This is a genomic window from Mycobacterium sp. pV006 (assembly GCF_041287115.1).
Classification (GTDB): domain Bacteria; phylum Actinomycetota; class Actinomycetes; order Mycobacteriales; family Mycobacteriaceae; genus Mycobacterium.
The window spans coordinates 338451-349809 of record NZ_JBGGKT010000004.1; the positions used below are offsets into that span (position 1 = coordinate 338451).

At 69.3% G+C, this 11359-nt stretch carries 9 protein-coding genes; 4 read left to right on the forward strand and 5 right to left on the reverse strand.

The annotated features are described in order from the left end of the window. Positions 1 to 30 precede the first annotated feature (30 nt). The 3 genes from ACAG25_RS09375 to ACAG25_RS09385 all read right to left on the reverse strand — a co-directional run bounded on the left by ACAG25_RS09375 (position 31) and on the right by ACAG25_RS09385 (position 2607). The gene (locus ACAG25_RS09375; protein ID WP_370488072.1) at positions 31 to 990 is read right to left on the reverse strand and encodes an AraC family transcriptional regulator; all 960 of its coding nucleotides are present in this window, start codon (positions 988 to 990) and stop codon (positions 31 to 33) included. A gap of 226 nt (positions 991 to 1216) precedes the next feature. Further along, on the reverse strand, positions 1217 to 2299 hold the full coding sequence (locus tag ACAG25_RS09380; protein WP_370488073.1) for a C40 family peptidase: 1083 nt from the start codon (positions 2297 to 2299) through the stop codon (positions 1217 to 1219). Beyond that, on the reverse strand, positions 2299 to 2607 hold the full coding sequence (locus tag ACAG25_RS09385; RefSeq protein ID WP_370488074.1) for a type VII secretion target: 309 nt from the start codon (positions 2605 to 2607) through the stop codon (positions 2299 to 2301). Before ACAG25_RS09385 ends, ACAG25_RS09380 begins: the two co-directional genes overlap by 1 nt. 51 nt (positions 2608 to 2658) lie before the next feature. Here ACAG25_RS09385 and upp point away from each other — a divergent pair, with 51 nt between their 5' ends. Beyond that, on the forward strand, positions 2659 to 3282 hold the full coding sequence (gene upp, locus ACAG25_RS09390) for a uracil phosphoribosyltransferase (protein WP_370488075.1): 624 nt from the start codon (positions 2659 to 2661) through the stop codon (positions 3280 to 3282). 5 nt (positions 3283 to 3287) lie between these two features. Here upp and ACAG25_RS09395 read toward each other — a convergent pair whose 3' ends face one another. Then, entirely contained in the window at positions 3288 to 4877 is a 1590-nt protein-coding gene (locus ACAG25_RS09395; RefSeq protein ID WP_370488076.1) for a phospho-sugar mutase, read from the reverse strand. 8 nt (positions 4878 to 4885) lie between these two features. Then, a complete protein-coding gene (locus ACAG25_RS09400) occupies positions 4886 to 5671 on the reverse strand; it encodes a purine-nucleoside phosphorylase (protein WP_370488077.1) in 786 nt (261 codons plus the stop codon). A 49-nt stretch (positions 5672 to 5720) separates the two neighbouring features. Between ACAG25_RS09400 and ACAG25_RS09405 the strand changes: the two genes are divergently transcribed. The 3 genes from ACAG25_RS09405 (at position 5721) to ACAG25_RS09415 (ending at position 11209) form a co-directional block, all read left to right on the forward strand. Continuing rightward, a complete protein-coding gene (locus ACAG25_RS09405; protein ID WP_370488078.1) occupies positions 5721 to 6899 on the forward strand; it encodes a M20 family metallopeptidase in 1179 nt (392 codons plus the stop codon). After that, positions 6896 to 8065 carry a M20 family metallopeptidase gene (locus tag ACAG25_RS09410; protein ID WP_370488079.1) on the forward strand — a complete coding sequence of 390 codons (1170 nt, stop codon included), beginning with the start codon at positions 6896 to 6898 and terminating at the stop codon, positions 8063 to 8065. The genes ACAG25_RS09405 and ACAG25_RS09410 overlap by 4 nt, the downstream gene beginning before the upstream one ends. A gap of 297 nt (positions 8066 to 8362) precedes the next feature. Next, the gene (locus ACAG25_RS09415; RefSeq protein ID WP_370488080.1) at positions 8363 to 11209 is read left to right on the forward strand and encodes an RND family transporter; all 2847 of its coding nucleotides are present in this window, start codon (positions 8363 to 8365) and stop codon (positions 11207 to 11209) included. Positions 11210 to 11359 lie beyond the last annotated feature (150 nt).

The window sequence follows — 11359 nt, forward strand, 5'->3', positions numbered from 1 at the left end:
GCCACGGCGTCCGGCAACTGACCGGCGCGCCTAGCGTTCCAGGGTGCTTTCGGGGGTGTTTCGGTACTCGCGGCGGTAGTGCGCGCTGAACGAGCTCAGCCGCCAGAATCCCCACTTCCGCGCGATGTCGGCGACGGAGGTCGTGGTCGGGTCGGCCGCCACGAGGTCCTCGTGCGCGCGGGCCAGTCGGACCTGGCGCAGGTGCTGCATCGGGGAACAGCCGAGATGTCTGCGGATTGCCGTGTCCAGAGTGGCCGCCGAGGTGCGGGCCGCATGGGCCACATCCGCCATCGAGATGGCGCGGTGGGCGTTGTCGTCGATGAAGGCGATCGCTCGGCGCACCTTGTCGTGGTCGTTGGCTTCGCTCACGGCACAGGCCCGGGTGTGCGGAAACGCGGCGAGCATGCTGGCCGCCAGGTACTGCTCGAGCGTGCTGATGACCAGGGGCTGTTGCGCGGCGGTCGGATTGCTCACCAGGCCGTGGCGGATGTGGTCGACGACGTCGATCAGGTGCTGGTTGGCGCTGGCCGACACCGGCGCGGTGCTGGTCAGCCGTACCGCGTCGCAGTCCGGATGATCGCCCGCGACCTGCGAGAGCGCTCGTCTGGGGACGCCGATCATGTGGTAGCGGGCCTTGTCGAGGCGACCGACCAGCGGGTGCGGGATGGCGCCGAACGCGACGGCGGACCCGGGGCCGTGTCGGCGAGTCGGCTGCCCGCGATGTGTCTCCTCGAATACTCCGCCGACGACCCGGCACAACAGGATCTCGTCGGGCGGATCCATGTCGTAGGTGACGTCGTAGGTGTATTCGACGTCGTCCACGCCGAGCGACCCCGCGTAGGTGCGCCAGACGCGGATACGGGTGTCGCGGCTGGGAGTCATCGTCCTGACGCGGAAGGTCCCGAAGGTCGCTGTGATCTGTTCTTCGGCCTGATCCGCGTCTCTGGCATCGATCAGCAGACGTCCGCTTGTGGCGTCACGCTGGTCCATGGCCCTCCCCAGCTCACGAAAGTTCGCTGTAAGTATGTCCATGCCGCTGATCAGACAAACTCCCCCCGGCGGGGGATCTCGTGCGGAGTCGGGTCTCCGCGCGGCGAACCTCATGGTAGGGCGGTTATAGGCGGATGTTTGACTCGCCGTCCGCGCGGCACCGATTGCCGCCGGCAAACTTCACGGTTGTGATTTCGCGCCGGGCGCGCCTTCGCCGGGCAAACTATTACGCCGTCGGCCGCCAGAATCCCTGGAATCCCTGCCCGAGATTGGCGGTCCGGATCGGGGACAGCTGGACCGGGTCGCCGGCCTCGATCATGGTGTTGTTCCCGACGATCATGGCGACGTGTCCATCCCATACGGCGAGGTCGCCGGGACGGACGTCGGCCGCGCTGATTGCCGCGCCGATGTCCTGCTCCTGGGCCAGCCGGGGGATGCCCAGACCGGCTTGGCCGTACGCCCACTGGGTCAGGCCGCTGCAGTCCAGCCCGACCCCCGGCGTGGTGCCGCCCCATTGATACGGCACGCCGAGCTGGGTCAACGCGTGACGGACCGCCGCGGCGGCGACGGGGTTGGGCGCCGTCACCACGGTGCCGTCGGGCAGGCGAACAGCCACGCCGTCGCCGAACTCCGCGGCCTCGGGGGTGTCGAGACCGTCGGGCCGGACGAGGGAGGCGAGCTCGGCGAGCCCACCGCCGGACGCCGGCGGCACGCCCCCGCCGGGCGATCCCATCGGAGCACCGCCACCGCCCATGCCTGCCGCACCGGGCCAGCTCGCCGGGGTGGTCGCCGCGCTCGGAGGCGCAGCGGTCGCCGAGACCGCTGAGGTCTGCGCGTCGAGTTCGGTCTGCAGTTCCTCGACGATCGCGATGGCACGGGCCAGCGCATCACGCGCCGCGGCCAGCAGTTGTTTGGCGACCCCCGGCGAGTCGAGCCTGGGTTCTAGCGCGCTCGCGGTCGCCTCGAACTCCTCGATGAGGTCCTGCAATCGACGACGCGCCCCTGCCACCGCGGCGGCGGCGCGATCCGCGGTGGCACCCAACCGGCCCGCCCGTTCAGCAGCCCCGTCCAGCGCGGCCGCGGTGGAGGCGGCGAACTGCGCCGCCGCCTGCGCCCCGCCGCCCGACCAACCGGCGTCGACGTCCCGCCAGGCGCGCTGGGCGTCGTCGGCGATGTCGGTGAGCATCGTGCGCACACCGCCGAGCACCGCACCCGGGTCGGCGGCGGGGTCGCCCGACCAACCCGGCCCGACCAGGGACTGTACCCGCCGGATAGGTGCCGACAGCGCGGTGACGAGCGGGGTCGGCATCACCAGAACCCGGCGAGGTGCGTGCCGGCGGCCGCGTCACTGCTCTCGTACGCCGCGGCGGCGGCGTGGGCGGCGCCGTGCGCTCCGGTCAGTGCGCCGCTCAGTGCGGTGAGCGCGGTGGCCTCGTCGGCCGCCGCCCGTGTCAATGCTGCGAGGAACCCCGCCCCGACGGGGCCCAACGTGTCGCCGCAACCGCTGCCGAGGCCCGACAATCGGCGGGCGACGTCGTGCAGGTCGACGGCCTGACCGGACGAGGCCGTGCCGTAACCGCGGACGAGGTCGGGATCGACGATCAAGCGCGCAGACATATCGTTAGGACGCTGCGACCCTCGTCCCGGTTCCCGTTAAGGTCGGCAGTCATGGATGTCCGCGTGGTCGACCACCCTTTGGCCGCAGCGCGGCTGACGACGCTGCGTGACGAGCGCACCGACAACGCGGCGTTCCGCGCGGCATTGCGCGACCTGACCTTGATGCTCGTCTACGAGGCGACGCGCGAGTTGCCGGTCGACATCGTGTCGGTGCGTACGCCGTTGGTGGAGACCGCCGGCGCGCGGCTGGCCAACCCGCCGCTGCTGGTGCCGGTGTTGCGGGCAGGGCTGGGCATGGTCGACCAGGCCCACGAACTCATCCCCGAAGCCCGCGTCGGTTTCGTCGGCGTGGCCCGCGACGAGAAGACCCACCAGCCGACTCCGTATCTGGAGTCCCTGCCCGACGACCTGAGCCGTCAGCCGGTGATCGTGTTGGACCCGATGCTGGCCACGGGCGGGTCGATGGCCCACACGCTGAAGCTGCTCTACAGCCGTGACGCGGTCGAGGTCACGGCGATCTGTGTGGTGGCCGCGCCGGAAGGCCTCGCGTGCATCGAGAAGATCTCACCGAACCTACGCTTGTACACCGCGGCCATCGACTCCGGTCTCAACGACTTCGCGTTCATCGTGCCCGGACTCGGCGACGCCGGCGACCGTCAGTTCGGTCCGCGCTGAACCTGCTAGGGCCACGCCGCCACTGCCGCGGCCACCGCAGCCTGTGTCGAAGCGGCGCGTACGCGAGCCTCGACCAAGTCGCCGGGACAACGAATCTCGATGTAACACTTCAGCTTCGGCTCGGTGCCCGACGGGCGTACCACCACCCGCACCGAGGCCGCGTCGTCTTCTCCGGTGAATACCAGCGCGTCGGTGCGCGGCATCAGGTCGGTCATCGTGACGGCGAAACCGGCTACCGCGGTGGGTGGTTCGGTGCGTAACCGCTCCATCAGGGCGGCTGCCTCGGCCTGGGAGCACACCCGGTGGGTGACCGCCGTGGTGGTGTGCACACCGTGCCGGCGCGCGAGGTCGCCGAGCGCATCGAGCACCGTGAGTCCGCGCGCACGTAGCGCCACCACCAGATCACAGGCCAGCACCGCGGTGCTGATGCCGTCCTTGTCGCGCACCTCCTCGGGATCTACGCAGTGCCCGATCGCCTCCTCGTAGGCGTACAACAGTGTGCCGTCGGTGCTTTCGTCGGCCCGTGCCAGCCACTTGAAGCCGGTGAGTGTCTCGACATGCCGGGCGCCGTGTTCGGCGGCGATCGAGGCCAGCATGCGCGACGACACGACGGTGCTGGCCACCACCGCCGTCGATGCGTCGCCCGCTGACAGCAGGTAATCGCCCAGCAGCCAGCCGGTTTCGTCACCGGAGAGCATCCGCCATCCGTCCAGGGTGGGGATCCCGACGGCGCACCGGTCGGCGTCGGGATCCAACGAGATCGCCAGGTCGGCGTCGACGTCGGCGGCCAACGTCAGCAACAGATCCGAGGCACCGGGCTCCTCGGGATTGGGGAACGCCACGGTCGGGAAGTCCGGGTCTGGGGCGAATTGCTCGGTGACGACGTGGACGTCGTCGATGCCGGCCAAGGCGAGCGCGTCGAGCACGTACTCGCCGCCCACACCGTGCATCGGGGTCAGCGCGACGCGCAGCGCACCGGCGGTGCGCCGCACCGTCGCGGTGCGTTCGATGTAGCGGCGCAACAGATCTTCTCCCGAGGGCGACACCGGGGTGCGGGCGATCTCGTCGGCGAACGGGGCAGTAGCGATCGCTTTTTCGATCTCGCGGTCGGTGGGGGAGACGATCTGGAAGCCACCGGAGAGGTACACCTTGTAGCCGTTGTCGGTCGGCGGGTTGTGTGACGCGGTGATCTGCACCCCGGCCGCCGCACCCGTCGCCCGCACCGCGTAGGCCACCGCCGGCGTCGGCACCGGAGCCGGCATCAACGTCACCGAGAAGCCCTGAGCAGCCAGCACTTCGGCGGTCGCCCGGCCGAACTCCGCCGACCGGTGCCGCGCGTCGTACCCGACGATCACGGCCGAACCCGCCTGTCCCCGTCCGGCGAGGACGGTGCCCAGCGCCCACGTCGCGCGCAGCACCACCGCCAGGTTCATCCCGTTGGGCCCGGCGCGCAGCGGACCGCGCAGGCCGGCGGTGCCGAACGTCAACGTCTGGGCGAACCGGTCGGCCAACTCGGCGTCGCTGCAGGCCGCGAGTTCGGCGGCCGCACCGGGATCGGGGTCGTGGTCCAGCCACTCCTGCACGGACCAGGTCATCGCGCGCCTCAGAGCCGCTCGATCACCGACGACAGCAGCGACCCCATCCGCGTCGCCGACGCACGCCCGGCTTCCAGCACCTCGGCGTGACTCAGCGGCTGGCCCGTCATCCCTGCGGCCAGGTTCGTCACCAGCGAGACACCGAGCACCTCGGCGCCGGCCTCGCGCGCGGCGATCGTCTCGTGCACCGTTGACATCCCGACCAGGTCGGCGCCCAGGGTGCGCAGCATCCGGATCTCGGCAGGGGTCTCGTACTGCGGGCCGGGCAGCCCGGCGTAGACCCCGTCGGCCAGCTCCGGGTCGATCTGGCGGGCCACGTCGCGCAGCCGCGGTGAGTAGGCGTCGACCATATCGACGAACCGGGCGCCGACCAGTGCTGACCGGCCGGTCAGGTTGAGGTGGTCGCTGATCAGCACCGGCTGCCCGACATGCATGTCGCTGCGCAGCCCGCCGGCGGCGTTGGTCAGCACCACGGTGTGCACGCCTGTTGCGCACGCGGTGCGCACCGGATGCACGACGTGCCGCAGGTCGTGGCCCTCGTAGGCGTGGATGCGGCCGAGCAGCACGAGCACGCGGTGGGCGCCGATGCGCAGCGAGAGCACCTGGCCACGGTGGCCCTGCGCGCTGGGCGGGGTGAAGCCGGGCAGGTCGGCCATCCCGACCACGGCCGTCGGGTCACCGAGTTGCGCGGCCGCCGGGGCCCAGCCGGAACCGAGAACGACGGCGACGTCGTGACGCGCGACGCCGGTGCGCTCGGCCAGGTCGGCGGCAGCCGCAGCGGAGACGTCGTCCATGACGGGCAGCCTAGTTCGGGTGTGGACGTGCAGTGAGATACTGGCCCCCATGCCCACCACCGCCGCGCTACGCGTCGAAGACGCCGTGCACCGGCGCCGCGGTGACCTCGTCGAACTGTCGCACGCGATCCACGCCGAACCCGAACTGGCGTTCGCCGAACACCGCAGCAGCGCCAAGACCCAGGAACTGGTCGCCCAACGCGGCTTCGACATCGACGCCGGCGTGGCCGGGCTGGACACCGCCTTCCGTGCCGTCTTCGGCAGCGGCCCGCTCGTGGTCGGGGTGTGCGCCGAGTACGACGCGCTGCCCGAGATCGGGCACGCGTGCGGACACAACATCATCGCCGCCTCGGCGGTGGGGACCGCGCTGGCGCTGGCCGAGGTCGCCGACGAGCTCGGGCTGACGGTGGTGCTGCTCGGCACGCCCGCCGAGGAGTTCGGCGGCGGGAAGGTGCTGATGCTCGACGCCGGGGTCTTCGACGACATCGCCGCGACGGTCATGCTGCACCCCGGCCCCATCGACATCGCCGCCGCACGGTCGCTGGCCCTGTCGGAGGTGACCATCCGCTACACCGGTCGCGAATCCCATGCCGCGGTCGCGCCGCACCTGGGCCTCAATGCCGCCGACGCGGTCACCGTGGCTCAGGTCGCCATCGGCTTGTTGCGACAACAGCTCGCCCCCGGACAGATGGTGCACGGCATCGTCACCCACGGCGGGCATGCCGCCAACGTGATCCCGGCGCGCGCCGAGCTGCACTACACGATGCGCGCCACGCACTCGGAAGCGTTGCGCGAGTTGGAATCCCGCATGGCGGGCTGCTTTGCCGCCGGTGCCGTGGCCACCGGGTGCGAACACGTCGTCGACGAGACCGCCCCGGCCTATGCGGAGTTGACGCCGGATCCCTGGCTGTCGGCGACCATCCGCGACGAGATGACCAGGCTGGGACGTAACCCGGTGCCCGCCGAGTTGGAGGCCTCGCTGCCGCTGGGCAGTACCGACATGGGCAACGTCACGCAGGTGATGCCGGGCATCCACCCGGTGGTCGGCATCGATTCCGGTGGCGCGTCGATCCATCAGCCTGAGTTCACCGCGGCCGCGGCGTCGGCGAGCGCGGACACCGCCGTCATCGACGGTGCGGTCATGCTGGCCCGCACCGTCGTCGCGCTGGCCGAGACCCCCGCCGAACGGGACCGGGTGTTGGAACGGCAGTACAGGCGGGCCTCATGAGCGTGCTGGCGCACGCGGCGGCCCGGTGGCTGTCAGCGCACTACGACGACCTGGTGTCCTGGCGTCGGCACCTGCATCAGCATCCCGAGCTCGGGCGCCAGGAATTCCGGACGACGCAGTTCGTGGCGTCGCTGCTCGCCGATGCCGGGTTGAACCCGAAGGTGCTGCCCGGTGGGACGGGTCTGACCTGTGACTTCGGGCCCGATGACGGACCGCGGGTGGCGTTGCGCGCCGACATGGATGCGCTGCCGATGGACGAACGCACCGGCGCCCCGTATTCGTCGTTGGTGCCCGGTGTCTCGCACGCGTGCGGGCACGACGCGCACACCGCGGTGCTGCTCGGCGCGGCCATGGCAATGGCCTCGGCGCCGGAGTTGCCGGTCGGGGTACGCCTGCTGTTCCAGGCGGCCGAGGAGTTGATGCCCGGCGGCGCGCTGGACGCCATCGCCGCAGGCGCGCTGACGGGGGTGTCGCGGATCTTCGCGCTGCACTGCGATCCGCGGCTGGCCGTCGGCAAGGTCGCGGTGAGGCCGGGCCCGATCACCTCGGCGGCCGACCAGATCGAGGTGACCCTGCATTCGCCGGGCGGTCACACGTCGCGCCCGCATCTGACCGGCGATCTCGTCTACGGCCTGGGCACTTTGATCACCGGTGTGCCCGGCGTGCTGTCGCGGCGAATCGACCCGCGCAACAGCACGGTGATGGTGTGGGGCGCGGTCAACGCCGGCGTCGCGGCCAACGCGATCCCGCAGACCGGCACCCTGGCCGGCACCATCCGCACCGCCAGCCGCGAGACCTGGCTGACACTGGAAGACATTGTCCGGGACACGGTTTCGTCGCTGTTGGCGCCGCTGGGGATGGAACACAGCGTGCTGTACCGGCGCGGGGTGCCGCCGGTGGTCAACGAAGAGGTGTCCACGCGGATCCTCACCCACGCGATCGAGTCGATCGGCCCGGACGTGCTCGCCGACACCCGGCAGTCCGGCGGGGGTGAGGACTTCTCCTGGTATCTCGAGGAGGTGCCCGGCGCGATGGCCCGCCTCGGCGTGTGGAGCGGGCGCGGTCCACAGCTGGACCTGCATCAGCCGACATTCGACCTCGACGAGCGCGCACTGGGCGTCGGCGTGCGCCTGATGGTCAACCTCATCGACCACGCCGTCACTTAATCGGGCCGGCCACCTCGTTGGGGGGCCACCTCGTCGTGGCGACCGCGCGTGTCTGCGGGCCGCCACGCCGGAAATCTCCAGCACTTTGCGCACGCTCGCGCCACGTCACAGTGCGTATTCGACGTCCGATAGTGATGCACGTCACCACACCGGGCGACCCCGCCCGGAGGTCACTACTTGGGCGGTCGGCTTGTCTTTACTCGACCGATTGGCTTAGTGTAGCTAGGTACTTTCCTGTTCTTGTCGAAGGCGGCTGTGCCGTAACGATTTTCGAGTAAGTCTCTGGAGGAGCCGCCGGTGAACGGGCCCAGGCCGCACTTTTACGGCATCGCCCGGTTCATCCGCCTCTCCTCGATCCCCATCATCTTGATCTGGGTCGCGATCGCGGCGTTCTTCAACGTCTCGGTTCCGCAGCTCGAAGAGGTCGGGAAGCTGCGCTCGGTGTCGATGAGCCCGGACGACGCGCCCGCGGTGATCTCGATGCAGCGCATCGGCGAGGTGTTCGAGGAATACGAGTCCAACAGCTCGGTCATGATCGTGCTCGAGGGCGACGAGCCGCTCGGGGACGACTCCCGCCGCTACTACGCCGACCTGATCGGCGCGCTGGAAGCCGACACCAAACACGTCGAACACATCCAGGACCTGTGGAGCGACCCGCTGACCGCCGCCGGCGCCCAGAGCGCCGACGGCAAGTCCACCTACTTCCAGGTCTATCTGGCCGGTAACCAGGGCGAGGCGCTGGCCAACGAGTCGGTGCGCGCGGTGCAGGAACTGGTCGGGGAGAGTCAGCCGCCGGAGGGCGTGCAGGCCTACGTGACCGGCGCGTCGGCACTGGCCGCCGAGCAGGAAGAGGCCGGCCACAGCAGTATGCGGTTCGTCGAGGCGCTGACGTTCCTCGTCATCACGATCATGCTGCTGCTGTTCTTCCGCTCGATCGTGACCACGCTGCTGATCCTGGTGATGGTCGGTCTGAGCCTGATGACCGTGCGCGGCGCGGTGGCGTTCCTCGGGTTCCACGAGATCATCGGCCTCTCGACGTTCGCGACCAGCCTGCTGGTCACGCTGGCCATCGCGATCGCGGTGGACTACGCGATCTTCCTGATCGGCCGCTACCAGGAGGCCCGGGGAGCCGGAGCCACGCCCGAAGAGGCGTACTACACGATGTTCGGCGGCACCGCCCACGTCATCGTCGGCTCCGGTCTGACCATCGCGGGTGCGACGTTCTGCCTGAGCTTCACGCGGTTGCCTTATTTCCAGAGCCTGGGTGTGCCGTTGGCGCTGGGCATGCTGGTGCTGATCGCCGTGGCGATGACGTTCGGGCCGGCCCTGGTGACCATCGCCACCCGATTCGGGCTGCTCGAACCCAAGCGCGCGATGCGCGTGCGCGGGTGGCGCAAGATCGGCGCGGTGACCGTGCGGTGGCCCGGCGCGATCCTCGCCGCCAGCGTGATGGTGTCGCTGATCGGGTTGCTGGCGCTGCCGGGCTATCAGACCAGCTACAACGACCGCATGTACCTGCCGGACGACATCGAGTCGAACGTCGGTTACGCCGCCGCGGAGCGGCACTTCTCACCGGCGCGGCTCAACCCCGAGGTCATCATGGTCGAATCCGACCACGACCTGCGCAACTCGGCGGACTTCCTGGTCATCGACAAGATCGCCAAGGCGTTGTTCGACGTGGAGGGCATCGGACGGGTCCAGACCATCACCCGCCCGGACGGTAAGCCGATCAAGAGCACGTCGATCCCGTACATGATGAGCCGGCAAGGCGGCACGCAGGACCTCAACGAGAAGTACATGTCCGACCGGATGGACGACATGCTCGTCCAGGCCGACTCGTTGCAGACGACCATCAACACGATGGAGAAAATGCACGCGTTGATGGGGCAGATGTCCGCGATCACCATCTCGATGGTCGAGAAGACGCGGACCATGACGGCCGACATCACCGAGTTGCGTGACCACATCTCCGATCTCGACGACTTCATCCGGCCCATCCGCAGCTACTTCTACTGGGAGCCGCACTGCTACAACATCCCGGTCTGCTGGTCGATGCGGTCGCTGTTCGACATGATCGACGGCACCAACCTGCTGACCGAGAACACCCAGGATCTGCTCCCTGATCTCGAGCGGATGGCCGCGATCATGCCGGAGCTGATCAAGCTGATGCCGTCGCAGATCGAGTCGATGCGGTCGCAGCAACAGATGATGCTGAAGATGCACCAGACGCAGAGCGCGCAGCAGGACCAGCAGACCGTGATGCGCGAGGACGCCACCGCCATGGGCGACGCGTTCAACGACGCCTGGAACGACGACACGTTCTACCTGCCGCCGGAGGCGTTCGAGAACAAGGACTTCCAGCGGGGTATCGAACAGTTCATCTCGCCCAACGGGCACGCGGTGCGGTTCATCGTCGCCCACGAGGGCGATCCGCTGTCCCCGGACGGCATCGAGAAGATCCCCGCCCTGGCCACCGCGGCCAAGGAGGCGGTCAAGGGCACGCCGCTGGAGGGTTCGCGGATCTACCTCGGCGGCACCGCCGCGACGTTCAAGGACATGGCCGACGGCACCCGCTATGACCTGCTGATCGCGGGTATCGCCGCCATCGGACTGATCTTCATCATCATGCTCATCATCACGCGGGCAATCGTCGCCGCCGCGGTGATCGTCGGCACCGTGGTGCTGTCGTTGGGCGCGTCGTTCGGGCTCTCTGTCCTGGTGTGGCAACACATGCTCGGCATCGAGCTGCACTGGATGGTGTTGCCGATGGCGGTGATCATCCTGTTGGCCGTCGGCGCGGACTACAACCTGTTGGTCGTGGCCCGGCTGAAGGAGGAGGTCCACGCCGGCGTCCAGACGGGCCTGATCCGCACGATGGGCGGCAGCGGGTCGGTGGTGACCGCGGCGGGCATGGTGTTCGCGTTGACGATGATGACGATGGCGGTCAGTGACCTGACGATCATCGGTCAGGTGGGCACGACCATCGGCATGGGTCTGATCTTCGACACCTTGGTGATCCGGTCGTTCATGACCCCGTCGATCGCCGCGCTGCTGGGCCGTTGGTTCTGGTGGCCGCAGCGGGTGCGCTACCGCCCTGTGCCGCAGCCGTGGCCCAAACCGGAACGGGAGCCCGTCTCCAGCTAGTCGCGCGTTGTCGTGGCGAGGGCTCCGTTGCCTTGTTGCGGCGAGCGCGCGCGTTTGCGCCCCGACACGCCGGGCAGACTCAAGTGATCGTTGCGGCACCTGATGGTTAGGGGTGTTGTTTCGATGGGTTTTCGAGGGCGGGGCCAGCAA